Below are 16,299 nucleotides of genomic sequence, written 5' to 3' on the forward strand. Positions count from 1 at the left end.
GCTCCGCACCGCAACCCGCCGCTACCGCCCCAAATACAGCAACCCAAAACCGCCGGAGCGAACTTAAAACTGGATAAAACTTGGGGGCAAGGTCACTGGCGCACCAGGGACTCCTCGCTGAGGTGAAATGTGTTGCCGTAAAGCGATGATGGAACCCATGTGTCGCGAACGAACCTTTCCACGCTGAGCATAAAAGATACAGCAGCTTAGTGTATCGGAGGCGGTGGACTTTGGTTCGATTCCCTTCAAGAGCAGTAACTTGCGACCTCATCTTGGATTTGACAAACTTTGCCATCAGCACGTATCCTCAAGCATAAAGGAGACTCGAATGGCGACGATGAATGTATCCCTGCCAGATCCCATGAAAGACTGGGTGGAAGCACAGGCTAAGACAGGTCGATACTCGAATGCGAGCGATTATGTCAGGGACCTGATCCGCAGAGACCAAGCCCGTACGGATAAGATTGCCGAGATGCAGCGCTTTGTCGACGACGGGATTAGAAGCGGAGTTGGGAGCCGTTCAAGGGACGAGTTGTTTGCTGCAGCCACCGCTCGAGCCGAGATCAGCCGCGGAAGCGCTTGATGCCATTCAGCCTTTCGATCCAAGCGGAAGAGGATATTGTTTCCATAGCGGAAGAAGGCATCCGGATCTTCGGAGCACCAGTTGCCAGACGATATCACGATGAGCTTTTTGCCTTGCTCGAACTCATCGCCACCAACCCAAGAATGGCGCGCGAACGCTGTGAGATTTCTCCCCCTGTAAGGATCCATCCGTTCAAGGCGCACCTTGTGGTGTATCGCATCATCGAAGACGGGAGCATATTCGTGATCCGTATCCGCCATGGCCATGAAGATTGGGCGGGAGACTCTTTCTAATCAATGCCTTCGCCGATTTAATGTGCTGGTCGCTAGTGCAATCCCATCACGGCGGTAGATCTGCATATTCACTGCACGGAAAGCAATGGACGGCGGCAACGCCATGAAATTAGAAACCAATCAAGAAGCTGAGAAGTTCGCTTGGGCAGGTCCCGACGGAGCTCCGCCAGATCCTCAACCGTAATCTTTGCATACAGCGACTTGGTTACGACCATTCGTTTTGGCATCATACAGAGATGCATCCGCCCTACGCTGAAGCTGGTCCGGCGATATGGCTTCCCTATCAACCGTCCCTGCCGCTACGCCAACGCTAATTGTGACGCAGGGGGCAACGCGTGACGAGGGGTTGGCGAGAGCTGCAGCCTCTACCCGGCTTCGGATCGTTTCTGCGACAGACCGTGCATCCTCTTCGCTTGAATTAGGAAGCAACACAAGAAATTCCTCTCCTCCAAACCGCGCGACCTGATCTTGCTCGCTTCTTAGACTGCTCTGGATGATGCCCGCCACTTTCACCAGGCAGCGGTCGCCTTCGGCATGGCCGAGAGTGTCGTTCAGCTTCTTGAACTCATCGATATCGCACATCAGCATCGCGATGCTCGATCTAGTCGCCTTTGCCTCCGTCCAGCACTTGCCAATGGTTTCCACCATCGAGCGCCGGTTTGCCACACCCGTAAGCGGATCCGTTCGCGCCAGCAATTCGAGGCGATTATTGGCATCAGTTAAATCAGCCAGCCGTCTGCGATCCCTTAGCTCGAGCAGGAAAGTCTTCTGGGCAAGGATGGTGGCCGTCCGGCGGGCCACCAAAGTCGCCGCCACGCCGCTTGCAAAAAATAGCGTTGCCGCCGCGGCGCTTCCCATGGCTATCTCGGGGTTTTGAAGCTGGTATATGCCAACGGCGTAAGTTGCGATTGTCGCCGACCAGCTAAGCGGTATCGGAAAGATGACGATCGCCGTGACTGCCACGAATAGCATGATGGTCAAGTGCCGCTCGTAAAACTGGCCCCCTGTGCTAACGCCGACCAAGGCAACCGACAGAAGGATGAAGAACATGCTCGTGAGAATCGTTGCGCCCTGAACCCAGTAGGCGCGTGTCATCGAGAAAACTGCCGCCGCAACGAGGGCGGCGGGCACGAGGATGGATGCTGGAAGGAGCATGGAACGTACCGCTTCGGCCGGAAGCAGGACGGCGTTGAGAGCCAGCGTCAATGCGTCAAGGACGATCACCCAGATCATCCAGGCGCGTATGATTTTTGAGGTCTGCGGCCACGAACGCTCGCGAAAGAGGCGGCGAAGGCTGGGGTGAAAACGAATGTCGCGCGTGCGCCCACTCAGCTGGCGCTCGACCTCCCGGTCAATCTCTGGGCTAAGACACTGGGCCGGCATGCGCGTGCGCACAGTCGACCTGCCGGCCAGTATCCTTCTAAGAACATTCATGGGGACGATCTAGAGAGTATGCGGGCGCGGGCAAGATAAGCCTCTATCCGACGGGCCTCCATTACCTAACGATGTAGAGCCGTGAGCATTCGAACATCTCGAAAGCTGTTCTGTTGTGAAACGAAGCTTTTACTGTACAGACGTCAGGTGTTCATTCTGCGGTTGAGCGCCCTTTAACGTGGGATGTGGATCCCTAGCAGTTGCGGCTTTCGAGACACGGAAAGCGGGTTGAGCAACGGTCGCCGTCGGATCCCACCATTCGCTCGCACCCCATGGCCAGCCGCCGGCGCAGCTTCAATAGATTGGCTCCCGCGCCGAATTGTGCCACCAGGACTTTTCGCTCGAAGCTTTCGCGACGATCGCAGACGCTGCACTCCAACAAGATGACGGCTTGGCGGACGTCTTTCAGCGTCGGGCCGTCACCACCCGCAAGATTCAGCTGTCGTCTAGCCATCATGTCTCCGGAGATCCGGCTTCATGCCGGCGCGGCGGCTGACTATCCGATCCGGAACTCATAAGCAAGTCACCGCGGCGACAAAGAGCGCAAGCTTCTTATCGATCTTGGATGATACTAACTCACGGCCAACCCGACCGCCTATGTCAAATGCAATTGCGGTAAGTCGCGATAGGCGTATGGTTCGCCGCGGGGCGAAGGCGGGCATTATTTTCTTCTTCGACGCTGACCCGCGTGGAGTGCGTCCTTACCGCACGAGCTGTCGTATACTTATTTGCGTTGTCGACTTCGACACACGCTGGGTACTGACAGATGCGACATAACCATGCCGGAGAACCTGGTTATAGCTTCGCCGCGGTGATCGAATCAACGCTGGCAAAAAGTGTGAGGTCGTGACGTTGGGCGACGAGTGCGTCGGTGAGATAGGAAACAATGCGCTCGGTTCCAGCCTAAAGCTTGGGCGGAACGCTTTTGGCGAGCGGTGCGATCTGCGCGATCTTCATCGGCAAAACCTCCTCGACTGAGCAAAGAGTCGACGGCGAAAATCATGTTCGAGTCCTTCGAGGGGACGCGGCCGGTTCGTGGACTTCCGGCGCGACAGCCTCGACGGGCCGCTGCACTCCGTCCGCCATACACACAAGGGTCTGATCGGACCGAACGAATGGCGACGTCTCGAGGGCGAGTTTAAGTTTCACTGAACTCTTGAATTCGATTTTTCGTCTTCCTAGCTCGTTCCCAACCCGAGGCGTTGAACTCGGTGTGTGCGCCGATTGTGTATGGAGTGACCTGTATGGAAGAGAATATCAGCATCATCAAGAGCGTTGAGATCGATGAGCGGGAAGAGATCATCGTGGACTTTGCTCGTTGGCTCGAGACTGCCTCAAAAGAGGCGTTGGTCCGCGGAGAAGGGAAGTTTGCAGTGATGTCCGCCAGCATGGCGGAAGCAATGCGGGTCAATGCCGACGAACTTGCTCGCGATGATCCTGAAAAGGCCGAACGTGTGCTGCAGCAGGCCAGCGCGATGATGGCGCAGTTCAAGGCCGCCTATCCCCATCGTGTCATCAATCGATCCATCCACTGATAGAGATAGCGGTGGCGGATCTATGAAAGGTCCGCTCATGCTGGCGCTGCCGTAGGCAACAATTCTTGCTGGTAACATGGCGAACCCGTACGATTTGGAAGAAATGCAAAGCGAAGATGCTGGTGGATACCGGGGCCTTCTCCGTCGTTATCGCACACAGCTCGTGGCAGCTGCGACGTTGACCCTGTTCTGCCTCGTCGGCTACGCAGTCATGCAGTTGACGGATGAGGTGCGCTACGACGACGTGGTGGCGGCACTGGCAGAGACGCGGCTGAGTTCGATCCTGCTCGCCTTGCTTTTCACGGCCCTGAGCTTTCTGGCACTCGTCTTCTACGATCTCAATGCCATCGACTATATCGGCCAGCGTCTGCCTTTCCCGCATGTCGCGCTGACGGCCTTCAGTGCCTATGCGGTCGGCAATACAGCCGGTTTCGGCGCGCTGTCAGGCGGTGCGATCCGTTACCGCGCCTATACACGTCTTGGGGTTTCGCCCGAGGATATCGGTCGCATCATTGCTTTCATCACACTTTCCTTCGGCCTCGGCCTGACGTCCGTGGCGGCAATCGCGCTCCTTGTCATCGCCAATGAGATCGCACCGCTGATCAATGTCAGCGGCCCGTGGCTTCGCCTGATCGCTGCGGTCATCCTGGCGATCCTCGGCTCTCTCATGGTGCTCGGCCGCGAAGGCCGGGTGATCGAAATCGGGTCGATTGCACTTCGGCTGCCGGATTCGCGCACATGGTCGCGCCAGTTCCTGGTCACTGCATTCGATATCGCAGCGTCTGCCTCGGTGCTCTATGTGCTCCTGCCGCAGACCGCGATCGGCTGGCCGGTGTTTCTGGCGGTCTACGCGATCGCCGTCGGGCTTGGTGTGCTGAGCCATGTGCCGGCGGGCCTCGGCGTTTTCGAGACCGTCATCATTGCCTCGCTCGGCAGTGCGGTGAATATCGATGCCGTTCTCGGCTCGCTCGTTCTTTACCGGCTGATCTATCACGTTCTGCCGCTGCTGATCGCCATCCTTGCGGTTTCGGTGACCGAGCTTCGCCGTTTCGTGGATCATCCGGCGGCCTCCAGCGTACGGCGCATTGGTGGTCGGTTGATGCCGCAGTTGCTGTCGGCGCTGGCGCTGCTTCTGGGCGTCATGCTGATCTTTTCGAGCGTGACGCCGACGCCCGATCAGAATCTCGAATTCCTCTCCAATTATTTGCCGTTGCCGATAGTAGAGGGCGCACACTTCTTCTCCAGCCTGTTTGGTCTTGCACTGGTTGTGGCCGCCCGTGGCCTGAGCCAGCGGCTCGACGGCGCTTGGTGGGTGGCCGTATTCTCGGCGGTTGCCGCTTTGACATTCTCGCTGCTGAAGGCGATCGCTCTCGTGGAGGCAGGCTTCCTGGCCTTTCTGGTCTTCGGCCTGTTCGTCAGCCGCCAGCTCTTTACCCGCCATGCGTCGCTTCTCAACCAGGCAATGACCGCTTCCTGGCTAATGGCGATTGCCGTCATCGTCGTCGGTTCCGTCGTTATCCTGCTCTTCGTCTATCGCGACGTGGAATACAGCAACGAACTCTGGTGGCAGTTCGAATTTGCCGCGGAAGCGCCGCGCGGTCTGCGTGCCGTGCTCGGCATTACAATCATTTCCTCGGTAATCGCTATCTTCAGCCTGTTGCGGCCGGTGACTTTCAGGCCGGAACCCGCAGATGAGGAAGCCGTGCGCCGCGCCGTGGAAATCGTCGACAAACAGGACAGTGCTGACGCCAATCTGGTGCGCATGGGCGACAAGTCCATCATGTTCTCGGAAAAGGGCGATGCCTTCATCATGTATGGACGGCAAGGCCGCTCGTGGATCGCGCTGTTCGATCCGATCGGCGATCATCGTGGCGTCCAGGAACTGGTCTGGCACTTCGTGGAAGCGGCGCGCGCTGCAGGCTGCCGTGCGGTCTTCTACCAGATTTCGCCAGCGCTGCTTTCGCACTGCGCCGATGCCGGCTTGCGCGCTTTTAAGCTCGGCGAATTGGCAATCGCCGATTTGCGCACCTTCGAGATGAAGGGCGGCAAATGGGCTAACTTGCGCCAGACCGCGAGCCGAGCCCAGCGTGACGGGTTGGGATTCACCGTCGTCGAACCCGCCAATGTCCCCGGAATCATCGACGAGCTCTCGGCCGTTTCCAATGCCTGGCTCGAGCATCACAATGCAAAGGAGAAGGGCTTCTCGCTCGGCGCGTTCAAGCCCGATTACCTCATTTCGCAGCCAGTCGGCGTGCTGAGGAAGGACGGCCGAATTGTTGCCTTTGCCAATATCCTTGTCACCGGAACCAAGTCCGAAGCCACGATCGACCTGATGCGCTTTTCGCCCGATGCGCCAAAAGGCGCGATGGACTTCCTCTTGGTGCAGATCATGGAACATCTGAGAGCGGAGGGCTACAGACACTTCAACCTCGGCATGGCACCGCTTTCGGGGATGTCGAAACGCGAAACGGCCCCTGTCTGGGACCGCATCGGCAGCACCGTCTTCGAACACGGCGAGCGCTTCTACAATTTCAAGGGGCTTCGCGCCTTCAAATCCAAGTTTCATCCGCACTGGCAACCGCGCTATCTTGCGGTCTCCGGAGGAGGCAATCCGATGATCGCATTGATGGATGCGACATTTCTGATCGGCGGCGGACTCAAGGGAGCCGTCAGGAAATGATCGAAGCCTGCGAAGTTCGCGGGGAGCAGCCGGCGACCGGCTCATCGCCCTGGAACTGCGAAGCCAGTCCATTATTGCCTGAGGCGACTGCGCACTTCAGGCACCACTATTAACTCTGACCTTGCGAGAAGAAACAGGCAATGGGAAAGGGACACATGAAGCTTCAGTTGGCCGCAGCAGTAGTCCTTACCGCATGAAGCGCAAGCCAATCATCCATCCTCAGAGTGATATTGACTTATAGGTAGTTATAAGACATTCACCCTAGAACCGTCTAAACTGGATATAAGTGATGGGATGAAGTTCGCAACCCGTTTGCACCAGGTGCCGGATAACAGCCACCGGAACTCGCTGCACGGGACAAAATTCTAGAAGATGCACGCATAGCTGTCCAACGAGCTATTCGCGGCAGGCCCGCCCAGTATCAGATACTGCTTGGGCTCCGCGGCGTCGCCAAGACAGTTTTGTTAAACCAAATTGAAAAGATAGCTGAAGAGTATGGGCACCTGACTTCTTTGGTGGAAGCACCAGAAGGAGTTGCTCTTCCAACACTTCTTTATCCGTGCATCCATCAAATCCTTCGCAAAGTAAGTGTAATCGACCAAGCGAAAGCGAGTGCCTTCAGTGTAATGCGAGCGCTTCGTAGTTTCGCGTCAATATTCAAAGTGGAGATGGGCGATTTCGCGTTGTCAGTGGATCCCGAAACAGGAACGGCCGATAGCGGAAACATAGAATGTGACCTTGCAGAGCTTTTTGTGAGGGTCGGGGAGGCGGCGAAGGCTGCAGAACGCGGCTGGACGCTCCTAATCGACGAAATCCAATACATCAATGAAAAGGACTACGCTGGACTAATCGTTGCGATTCATCGGATAAATCAGAAAGGCCTACCGGTGCTGTTTTTCGGCGCTGGCTTGCCTCAGGTGGCTGCTCTTTCCGGCGATGCGAAGTCTTATGCGGAGCGTTTGTTTACCTATCCCTCAGTGGGGGCACTTGATCGAAATTCGGCGGAGCTAGCTATCAAGAACCCGATTGAGGAGGAAGGTGAGCAAATAAAAGTTGATGCATTGCAATCTGTCGTCACGAAGACCCAAGGCTATACATATTTTCTCCAGGAATGGGGTTATCAAGCTTGGAATACCGCCAATCAGTCGCCGATAGATGCTGCTGACGTGGATCAGTCATCCCAGCGAGCCCTTCAAAGACTTGACGATGGGTTTTTAGGGTACGCTTTGACCGCCTGACGCCGCGCGAACGTGAATACGTTTTCGCCATGGCTAAGTTAGGCGAGGGGCCTTCCAAATCCGGCGACGTTGCAGAGATGATGAAAGAGCCGCCTACCAAGCTCGGGCCTTTGCGGGCCAGTATCATAAAAAAGGATGATCTACAGCCCTTCATATGCCGACATAGCTTTCACGGTTCCATTGTTCGGAGACTACTTACTGCGAAACTGGATAGGTTCTAACGCGTAGAAGCCGAGATATAATACGGGCCGCCGCCGCTCTATACTGTATGTTCGTGGAGTGAAGGTGGCCCGCGCTAAGCTGAATCGGCGGATTGCTCCGGATGGGCCGCAGCAGGGCCCATGCTTGGCGAGGGCGAACCATGAGGGGGATATCTTAAAATTCATCGAACTTGCGCATAACTGCGTGGCGGTGACGCCATCGCTGGTGCCCAAGCGAGCGGGCGATCGGGTGAAGACCAACCGCCGCGACTCCGTCAGTCTGCAGACGCGGATTCACTGAAGAACTTGCGCTGATGGGGTGTAGGCATCAGGTTAGCTGTCGCGCGAATTTCGCCAAGCTGATGGGATGGAGGTTGGGCCTGCTGTCGATAATGAGAGAATGAAGACGTGGCGACTGCGCTTGAACTGGCCAGCCCGGTCTTGGTTTGCGCCGGTCTCAGTGTTTCAGCTCGGTTCCGTCTTTCCCACACATTCTTTGTCAGATCACTTACTTACGAAACGGAACGCAAGGTCAACAGCTCGTATCCTGTCAAGACCAGGGACGTCTTCGCCTGTAATAGCTTTGCGCCCGGATTCGGCCGTGAAGCAGACCTTGCACCTGCCAATGTCTTTGCGCTTTTCTAAATAACGCAATCTTTGTGCTGCCGATGGCGAAAGTAAGCATCGTCACCTTCACGGGACCGCCAGCCATCCACATTTTTCGGATAGCAGAGAATGCCGAGGTCAGACCGGTAATATGGCCGCGACCATTCGGGCCGTGCGTGGGGGCAGCGTCAAACTGATATGTCATGTCCGAAGGCACCGATCTCCTTCCGGAGATAGTTGCGGTCGTCGAGGATATCATCACTGAAAGCTCGGTAGCAGCCTTGAGGGAGCTATGACTGTCCTGTTGGTGCTGGGCACCGAGAGCGCAGAGGTGTAGACCTATCCAAAAGCGCGCTCGCGCAAACGGCCTTCGCCAATGTATCTCATGAGCGGACTTTCAAGTTTGTCGGGTCGAGCTTATCGGATAGATTGGCCTGAATTTCTTTTGGTGATCGACGGCAGAAAATCGCTGGCAGCTCAGAACTTGTAGCCGACCTGAATACCGGCGCGCGTCATGCCGTTGTTCGGACCATCGCAGAGATTGGCATGCGACGAATGGGCAACCTGGGCGATGACATTCCAGTGTTGGTCAAAGCGGTAACCGACACCCAGGGATTCTCGAAAGAGGAATCGACAGCCGAGATTCGGGCCATCCGTGTTGCCTTCGAGCTCCCCATCGTGCCAGACGCCGCCGAAGCCGGCTTCGGCAAAGACCTGGTCGTTGAAGTTTGCAGTCCAGGAGAGACCCGCAAAGATTTGGGTGGCTTCCCCCGATGTGCCGATCGAGGTGCCGAGATTGATGCGCGGGCGCAGAAGCTGTTGCTCAAAGCCCGTCGCGGAGTCCTGACCGAAGGGATCAAAGAACACCGTCACCTCGGGAAAGATACCGTCTTCGTGCTCGCCGCCGCCCTGTATCGATGCGGATGCTCCGAAGCGTAATTCATCAAAGATTTGCTCGCCGGCATGAGACGGAATGACTGACATATTGACCGTGACCGTCACAAGAAATGCTAGTGAGGAACACCCTACAACTTTCGGAAATTCGATTGCCATCCAGATTTCCTCATCCGACTCGCGTCAGAGCCCATTCCCAATTAGTAGCATCGATCGAGACTTGGTAAACCGCGTTTGATCAGCCTTAGTATTTTATTTCGGATGTGCGGCCAACCACGGTTTGAGCTCTCCCCGTCATGTCTGCGCCGGCTGCTACAGCAGCCGGCGCAACGTCATGACGCCCACGATCGATCGTCCCGGCTGACGGGCGAGGAGAAGCCAACGGAGATAAAGGATGATGGCTGGGACGAATGATCAAGGATCGTCAACCGGGGCCAGGGTGCTCGCGGGCGTTAGGATGGCCATGGAAGGGACACGTACATTGTCACCAGATAGCCGGCGGTGTATCTGGTTCACGCGGATGTAGAGTACACTCACGATCTGATGATTGCTGGCGCTACCATTTGCTACGCTTTCGAAGGTGCGACCGCTTGATTGATCATGCCGTCTGGGACGCGCCCTCTTGCTGGGCCGATGAGTTCATCGATTTGTGGGCTGCCAATTCTAGACGGTATAAAGAAGTTTCTCGCCACAGAGCGCTCCTCAATTTATTGTTGAATAGCTCCAGCCGGGTCGTTGGGTTTAGGCAACACCGAAGCGGGAATTTCTGGGGCAGAGCCCGTGCTGTTACGGACCACAAGCTCCACCGGCAAGATAGTCTCCCTCGGAGCGGAGCTATCGCCGTTCAGCAGTTGCAGCAGGACGCCCGCCGCCGCCTTTCCGGCGCCGAATTGCTGTATGCGGACGGTTGTAAGTTGTGGCTGAACGAGGTTCAGGAATGGCATGTCATTGAAGCCGGTGACCGATATCTGCCCTGGGCAGCCAATGCTTCGCTCCCTCAATGCCTCAATTGCTCCAAGAGCAAGTCGATCGTTGGCGCACAGAACCGCTGTGAATGGCTTGCCCTTGGCTAACAGGTTGAGAAGGCAACGTGCCCCTTCCGCCTCGTCGAAGCGTGAAGCAACCTCGATCAATTCGTCATTGACCGCAACGTTCATGTCATCGGCCGCCCGTCGAAAGGCCGCTAAACGAAGCTGGCCCGTCGACAAATCCTGAGGGCCGGATATGTGGGCAATGCGCGTATGACCAAGATCCCGAAGATGCCGCAGCATTTGACAGATCCCAGAATCGTCATCGTTGACGATCGAAGGTATTGGCGAACCGTCAACCTTTCGGTTCAATGTCACCACGGGCAACCCATCATCAGCCGCCTTTGCAATCGCGGGATCGTTTCGCAGGACGGCCGCATGAATAACCCCGTCGACGCCTCGGTCCCGCAAAACGTCTATCAATCGTTCCTCCCGCTCTGGATCACTGTCGGTATTCACGATGATCGAGGCGTAACCTAGCGGTTCGAGAACACTCTCAATCCCGCGCAGGATCGGGGGGAAGATGACGTTGGTGATGTCAGGGATAATTACGCCAACCGTCATGGTCCGATTGGTGCGAAGCCCGGCGGCAATCCGATTGGGGCGGTAACCAAGCGTTTTGGCCGCGGATTGAATTCGATTGGCGACTTCCTCTGTAAGGTGCTTGCATTCCACAGGATCGAGGGCGCGGGAGACTGTCGACACGTGGACCCCGGTCTCGCGTGCTATGTCCTTCAATGTGATGCGTTTTTTTAGCATGTACTTCGACCCTTCAACGGAGGTCATACTAGCGACTCCTGATATTTAAGCAATCGATTGCATGAATTTGTTGACGATATGATAAGACGTATGCTACCTCCTAATGCAATCGATTGCGTAACTCAGTTGAATCCGCAGGTCATGGAGGTGACCGTGGTATTTCACGGTCGGACTACGGCTTTTGGCGAGCGTGTACGCAATCGATTGCGCAGCAAGTTTCGGAGAATGGAGGAGTCTCGATGAAACTTTCAGTCCTTCTAGCAACCACTGTCCTGGCGTTGAATGCACCAGCCGCTCATGCGGACGATATCAAGATTGGCGCGTCGCTACCTATTACCGGCGGCCTTGCCGTCAGCGGCGAAAAGCATAAACGCGGTTATGAGCTGTGCACTAAACTGATAAACGACGGAGGTGGAATCCTCGGTCGTCCAGTTGATCTCGTTGTCAGCGACAATCGTTCGGACCCGGCAACCGCGATCAATCAATACGAACGGTTCATCAACGTCGACAAGGTCGATGCCGTCTACGGAACGTTCTCGAGCCGCCTGACGTATCCCGTGGCAAGCATACTGTCGAAGTACAACATGGTTCACCCCGTGCCCTCCGGCGGTGCGTTGCGCATCTACGAGCAGGGATACAAGAACCTCTTCTATTTTCAGGTTGGCGCCGCGGAATACACTGGAAAAGACGTCGTCAACGTCATCAAGGACCTGATCCCGGCTGGGCAGGGACCGAAGTCAGCTGCCATCGTCCACGCCGACGACTTCTTCGCCAACGCGATCGCATCGGGCCTGCTTGGCGAGAAGGTAGTCGACGCGGCGACAAACAAGCAGATCGCCGACCTCGCGCCAGGATATCTCAAGGAGGCGGGTATTGACGTCGTCATGCAGGAAAAGTGGCCGGACGATGGGTTCAATGACTGGCTCAACCTCGCCAACTCCATCAAGCGTTCTGGCGCCGAACTGATTGTCGGTCTGACGGCATCGGAGGAAGAGGCCGTACAGCTGACCCGTGCCCTTAAGACAGTCGGCGCGACGCCGAAGTTCGTCTACCTCAGCCAGGGCGCTCAACACGAGTTTATCGAGGGTGTCGGCGCAAGCGCCGCCGAGGGCGTCATGGTGCACGCTAACTGGCACAAGGATGCACCTTTCGAAAGCACGCTGGCAGGAAAGCCGTTCACCAATGAGGACTTCGTCAAGGCCTTCAATGCAGCCTATGGCGTTGACCCCGACGAAGACAGCGCCATCCCGTTTGCTGTCTGCCAGGGGATTGAGCAAGCGATTGCGGGATCCGGTTCGACTGACAATGCGAAGATGGCCGAATGGCTTCACGCGCGTACGAAGGACAGCCCGGTGCGGACCGTGCTTGGACGCTTCTCCTGGGACGATCGCGGCCTCGCGAAGGACAAGTCGTACATCATGACGCAATGGCAGGGCGGGCAGCTGAAGTTCGTCTATCCCAAGGACGAGTTTCAGGGAGTTTCCCCGTTGAGCTATCCCAAGGCGGGCTTTTGACAAAACCTCGAACGGGGCGGACGCGCGCCGCCCCGCAAACCAAGCCAGCGAACGAAGGAGGATCGGGCGATGCTAGAGGTCAGAAACCTATGCAAGTACTATGGAGGGCTGCGAGCCGTGGACGGCGCTTCCTTCACGGTCGAGAAAGGCTCGATCACAGCGTTGATTGGACCCAACGGAGCAGGAAAAACCACCGCGTTCAATTGCATCAGCCGCACCGTCACGCCGACGTCCGGTGAGATATGGCTCGACGGTGAGCGCATCGAGCAGCTGCGCCCCCATAAGATCACGGCCAAGGGCCTTAGTCGCACCTTTCAGATATCGCGCAATCTGTCCGACATGACGGTCATCGAAAATGTCATCGTCCAGTCGAAGGTCAATGGAATTAGCGGGCTCTTCCGTCCAGCAATCAGCCGCGAGGAAAAAGACAAGGCGATGTCGATCCTGGAGTTTCTGGGGATTACGCGCATCGCCTACGAGGATGGGCACAATCTTTCCTACGGGCAGAAAAAGCTCATGGATTTGGCCGCGCTTTTGATGTCGGAACCGAAAATCATCCTGCTCGACGAACCTGCCGGTGGCGTTAATCCCACGCTCATGGAGGAGATCGTCGATCGGATTCGGGCGCTGAATGAAATGGGCCTCACGGTCCTTATCGTCGAGCACAACATGGACCTCATCATGCGGTTATCCCACAAGGTCGTGGTCATGGCGCAGGGCAAGGTCATCTGTTCGGGCACCCCGGATATCGTGCGCAAGGACGCGCAGGTCCTCGATGCCTATCTTGGTGGCGTACTCGAAGAGGAGGCGGCCTGATGCAGGAACTCCTCCAAGTCACAAATATTACCGCTGGCTATGGCGACGGCCCAGCAATCCTCGATGGCGCCAGTCTGACAGTCGAACCGGGCAAGGTGCACTGCATTATCGGTCCGAATGGAGCAGGCAAGTCGACCCTGCTGAAGGCAATCTGCGGTATGCTCAAAATCCGCAAGGGCGACGTGATCTTAAAAGGTAAGCGACTGAACGGGATGCGTCCCGACCAAATCCTGCGGGAAGGCATCTGCTTCGTGCCGCAGGAGCGTGCCCTCTTTCCAAAGATGACCGTTCGAGAAAATCTGCGGATGGGCGGCTTCATTCTCGATGGTCAGAAAGAGCTTCACCGGCGCGTTGACGAAATCCTGGAGCGTTTCCCGATGCTTAAGGAAAAGGCTGATCAGCACGCCGGGACGATGTCGGGTGGCCAGCAGCAGACGTTGGCGATGGCCCGCACGCTGATAATCAAGCCTAGTATCGTCATGCTCGACGAACCCTCGCTCGGTCTGGCGCCGAAGGTAATTCAAGAGATGTTCGACATCATGAAGATGATGTCGGCGGACGGCATCACAGTGTTGCTCGTCGAGCAGAATGCCCTGATGGGGCTCAAGAATTCCGATTGGGGCGTCGTGCTCGATCTCGGACGAACCCTTTTTCAAGGGCCCGCGAAAGACATTCTCGCCGACCCTCGAATCCGGGAACTCTACCTTGGTGGCAAGAAAGCTGCCGCCTGAAAGGGGAACAACATGGCTCAATTTATCCAGATATTGGTGCTCGGGCTCGCGCTCGGCGGCGTCATAGCACTTATGGGATCAGGACTGTCGTTGGTCTTCGGCGTGATGCGGATCGTGAACATTGCACATCCGGCTCTGATCATCGGCGGAGCGTATATCGCCTACTGGGCTTTCAAACTCCTCGGCCTCGATCCCATCCTCATGGTGCCGGTTGCTTCGATCGCAATGGCCGCGGTCGGGGTGGTGCTTTACAAACTCCTCTTCGAGCGCGAGGCCAAGAACGCGAAATATTCCGAGATGACGGTGCTGCTGACCTTCGCGCTGGCGACGATGGCAGAAGGATTGCTCGGCGGCATGTTTACGAACACGCAGCGCATTACGTCTCCGGCCTACGCGACAGATGCGATCTTCATCGGCGATCTCTTCATTCCGAAGGGTCAGCTCTACGCCGGTATTGTCTCGCTGCTGATTATCGGCGGTCTGACGCTCTTCCTGAAATACTCGCGGCTTGGCTACGCGATCCGCGCCACGACACAGAACCGCGAAGCCGCTGAACTGCTGGGCGTTAACGTCAACGCGATCAGCATCCTCGCCTTCGCTATCGGGATCGGTCTCGCAGGCGCCGCTGGTTCGCTTGTCAGCTTCGTCTTCAGCTTCTTCCCGGCCAAGCATTGGGAATGGATCGCTATGCTGATGTCTGTCGTCGTGCTCGGCGGTATGGGGAGCATCCTCGGCACCGTCGTGGCAGCCCTGGGCCTGTCGCTCGTCGCGGCCTTCGTCGGCACCTGGATCGGCGCGACATGGTCGACGATGACATTCTTCCTCGCACTTTTCATTGTCCTGCTCGTCCGGCCACAGGGCCTGTTCGGCGAAAAACCGGAGATGGCGTAATGACGGTCACATTCCCTCACTCAAGCACGAACAGCGTGGTTGAAGCCCGGCGTGCGCATAACGAGAAACTGGCGCTGAAGGCCGATCAAACGCGAGCCACTTGGTTTCCGCTTGCACTGCTCACCATCCTGATTGCACTGCCACTTTTGCAGTTCGCAGGCAATTTCAACTACCTCCTTCATCTCGTGCTTTTTGCTGCATCCTTTGTCGCGATGGCTTCCGGATGGAACATATTGGGTGGCTTTGCAGGCTATATCTCCCTCGGCCATAGCGTCTTCTTTGGCATCGGTGGCTACGTGGCCGGAATGCTGCTTGCCCGCTACGGTATCTCAACGATCGTGACGGCCCCCCTGGCTGGCCTCATCGCAGCGGCGGTCGGTTATCTCATCGGGCTCGTGACATTGCGGGTACGCGGGCCGAGCTTCATTATCTCCTCGATCGCACTGCTGATGATTGCGCGGATCCTGTTCGACAACTGGGCATTCATTGGCGGCACGAATGGCCTGACATTGCCCTCGAACAGTCTATCGGCTCAATGGACCAAACTGCCGTACTACTACGCGTTTATCGCCATTGCCGCCTTCACGGTCTGGGCAAGCTACAGGATCAAGCACTCAAAGTTTGGTCTTGGTCTCCGCGCCATCTCCAAGGATGAGATCAAGGCGGAAAGTGCCGGGATAAACACGCGGCTGTACAAGGTACTGGCGTTCGCGCTGTCGGCCTTCTTCGTTGGCATGGCCGGAGCGGTGTGGGGTGAGTACCTGACCTACCTGCGGCCCAACATTTTCCTGATCATCGGCATCTCGGCCAACATGGTCCTGATGTGCATTCTCGGAGGAAAGGGCACGATCGCGGGACCAGTCATTGGAGCTGTCGCCATCGTCGCGCTCAACGAACTGTTCGTGGCGACAATGGGTGCCTCCGAACTCAACATTCTCGGAACGGGTCTGATCATGGCGCTTGGGCTTGTCTTCTTCCCTCTCGGCCTGGTGGGGACTCTTGCCAAGAAAGGCAAGCTTCCCCGGATTTTGAACTGGGACTGACGACAGTCCCATAACCGATCAACACCATGGTGACGGACTTGCCCAAGGGGCAGG

General features: G+C 56.8%; 12 protein-coding genes and 3 pseudogenes. 11 read left to right on the forward strand and 4 right to left on the reverse strand.

The window, feature by feature from the left end:
- The first annotated feature begins 328 nt into the window (after positions 1-328).
- Together FHT77_RS26030 and FHT77_RS26035 are read left to right on the forward strand one after the other, a co-directional pair.
- Positions 329-583, forward strand: a complete 255-nt coding sequence (locus tag FHT77_RS26030) for a type II toxin-antitoxin system ParD family antitoxin (RefSeq protein WP_028828054.1) — start codon at positions 329-331, stop codon at positions 581-583.
- Positions 583-876, forward strand: a complete 294-nt coding sequence (locus FHT77_RS26035) for a type II toxin-antitoxin system RelE/ParE family toxin (protein ID WP_183757785.1) — start codon at positions 583-585, stop codon at positions 874-876. Before FHT77_RS26030 ends, FHT77_RS26035 begins: the two co-directional genes overlap by 1 nt.
- Positions 877-1,050: 174 nt before the next feature.
- Here the strand turns inward: FHT77_RS26035 and FHT77_RS26040 are convergent, their stop codons facing one another.
- Positions 1,051-2,259, reverse strand: a complete 1,209-nt coding sequence (locus FHT77_RS26040; RefSeq protein WP_246720190.1) for a GGDEF domain-containing protein — start codon at positions 2,257-2,259, stop codon at positions 1,051-1,053.
- An 849-nt stretch (positions 2,260-3,108) separates the two neighbouring features.
- Positions 3,109-3,267 (reverse strand): annotated as a pseudogene (locus FHT77_RS31610) (glycosyltransferase family 4 protein); the annotation flags it as partial.
- A 72-nt stretch (positions 3,268-3,339) separates the two neighbouring features.
- On the opposite strand from FHT77_RS31610, the pseudogene FHT77_RS26055 reads away from it, so the two are divergent.
- The 4 genes and pseudogenes from FHT77_RS26055 to FHT77_RS26070 all read left to right on the forward strand — a co-directional run.
- Positions 3,340-3,462, forward strand: a pseudogene (locus FHT77_RS26055) (aspartate-semialdehyde dehydrogenase); the annotation flags it as partial.
- Positions 3,463-3,554: 92 nt separating this feature from the next.
- A complete protein-coding gene (locus FHT77_RS26060) occupies positions 3,555-3,845 on the forward strand; it encodes a hypothetical protein (RefSeq protein WP_183757793.1) in 291 nt (96 codons plus the stop codon).
- A gap of 76 nt (positions 3,846-3,921) precedes the next feature.
- Positions 3,922-6,525, forward strand: coding sequence for a bifunctional lysylphosphatidylglycerol flippase/synthetase MprF (gene mprF, locus FHT77_RS26065; protein WP_183757795.1), 2,604 nt, complete (start codon positions 3,922-3,924; stop codon positions 6,523-6,525).
- Between the two features lie 356 nt (positions 6,526-6,881).
- A pseudogene (locus tag FHT77_RS26070) lies at positions 6,882-7,763 on the forward strand (ATP-binding protein); the annotation flags it as partial.
- A gap of 1,283 nt (positions 7,764-9,046) precedes the next feature.
- Here FHT77_RS26070 and FHT77_RS26075 read toward each other — a convergent pair.
- Together FHT77_RS26075 and FHT77_RS26080 are read right to left on the reverse strand one after the other, a co-directional pair.
- On the reverse strand, positions 9,047-9,622 hold the full coding sequence (locus FHT77_RS26075) for an acyloxyacyl hydrolase (protein ID WP_183757797.1): 576 nt from the start codon (positions 9,620-9,622) through the stop codon (positions 9,047-9,049).
- 548 nt (positions 9,623-10,170) lie between these two features.
- Positions 10,171-11,277 (reverse strand): LacI family DNA-binding transcriptional regulator, encoded by a 1,107-nt coding sequence (locus tag FHT77_RS26080; protein ID WP_246712696.1) that lies wholly within the window; start codon positions 11,275-11,277, stop codon positions 10,171-10,173.
- Positions 11,278-11,489: 212 nt separating this feature from the next.
- Here FHT77_RS26080 and FHT77_RS26085 point away from each other — a divergent pair, with 212 nt between their 5' ends.
- From FHT77_RS26085 to FHT77_RS26105, 5 genes are all read left to right on the forward strand, one after another.
- Complete coding sequence (locus tag FHT77_RS26085; RefSeq protein WP_183757798.1) at positions 11,490-12,764, forward strand: amino acid ABC transporter substrate-binding protein; 1,275 nt, start codon at positions 11,490-11,492, stop codon at positions 12,762-12,764.
- A 69-nt stretch (positions 12,765-12,833) separates the two neighbouring features.
- Positions 12,834-13,580, forward strand: a complete 747-nt coding sequence (locus FHT77_RS26090; protein ID WP_183757800.1) for an ABC transporter ATP-binding protein — start codon at positions 12,834-12,836, stop codon at positions 13,578-13,580.
- Positions 13,580-14,311 (forward strand): ABC transporter ATP-binding protein, encoded by a 732-nt coding sequence (locus FHT77_RS26095; protein WP_183757802.1) that lies wholly within the window; start codon positions 13,580-13,582, stop codon positions 14,309-14,311. Before FHT77_RS26090 ends, FHT77_RS26095 begins: the two co-directional genes overlap by 1 nt.
- A gap of 12 nt (positions 14,312-14,323) precedes the next feature.
- The gene (locus FHT77_RS26100; protein WP_183757804.1) at positions 14,324-15,202 is read left to right on the forward strand and encodes a branched-chain amino acid ABC transporter permease; all 879 of its coding nucleotides are present in this window, start codon (positions 14,324-14,326) and stop codon (positions 15,200-15,202) included.
- Complete coding sequence (locus tag FHT77_RS26105) at positions 15,202-16,245, forward strand: branched-chain amino acid ABC transporter permease (RefSeq protein ID WP_183757806.1); 1,044 nt, start codon at positions 15,202-15,204, stop codon at positions 16,243-16,245. The genes FHT77_RS26100 and FHT77_RS26105 overlap by 1 nt, the downstream gene beginning before the upstream one ends.
- Positions 16,246-16,299 lie beyond the last annotated feature (54 nt).

It is taken from the genome of Rhizobium sp. BK181 (assembly GCF_014193305.1).
Taxonomy (GTDB): Bacteria; Pseudomonadota; Alphaproteobacteria; order Rhizobiales; family Rhizobiaceae; genus Rhizobium.

Bases quoted from the DNA above. Each gene is read 5' to 3' on its own strand.
- FHT77_RS26030 (WP_028828054.1), top strand. From the start codon at position 329: ATGGCGACGATGAATGTATCCCTGCCAGATCCCATGAAAGACTGGGTG.
- FHT77_RS26035 (WP_183757785.1), top strand. From the start codon at position 583: ATGCCATTCAGCCTTTCGATCCAAGCGGAAGAGGATATTGTTTCCATA.
- FHT77_RS26040 (WP_246720190.1), bottom strand. From the start codon at position 2,259: ATGCCGGCCCAGTGTCTTAGCCCAGAGATTGACCGGGAGGTCGAGCGC.
- FHT77_RS26060 (WP_183757793.1), top strand. From the start codon at position 3,555: ATGGAAGAGAATATCAGCATCATCAAGAGCGTTGAGATCGATGAGCGG.
- mprF (WP_183757795.1), top strand. From the start codon at position 3,922: ATGGCGAACCCGTACGATTTGGAAGAAATGCAAAGCGAAGATGCTGGT.
- FHT77_RS26075 (WP_183757797.1), bottom strand. From the start codon at position 9,622: ATGGCAATCGAATTTCCGAAAGTTGTAGGGTGTTCCTCACTAGCATTT.
- FHT77_RS26080 (WP_246712696.1), bottom strand. From the start codon at position 11,277: ATGACCTCCGTTGAAGGGTCGAAGTACATGCTAAAAAAACGCATCACA.
- FHT77_RS26085 (WP_183757798.1), top strand. From the start codon at position 11,490: ATGAAACTTTCAGTCCTTCTAGCAACCACTGTCCTGGCGTTGAATGCA.
- FHT77_RS26090 (WP_183757800.1), top strand. From the start codon at position 12,834: ATGCTAGAGGTCAGAAACCTATGCAAGTACTATGGAGGGCTGCGAGCC.
- FHT77_RS26095 (WP_183757802.1), top strand. From the start codon at position 13,580: ATGCAGGAACTCCTCCAAGTCACAAATATTACCGCTGGCTATGGCGAC.
- FHT77_RS26100 (WP_183757804.1), top strand. From the start codon at position 14,324: ATGGCTCAATTTATCCAGATATTGGTGCTCGGGCTCGCGCTCGGCGGC.
- FHT77_RS26105 (WP_183757806.1), top strand. From the start codon at position 15,202: ATGACGGTCACATTCCCTCACTCAAGCACGAACAGCGTGGTTGAAGCC.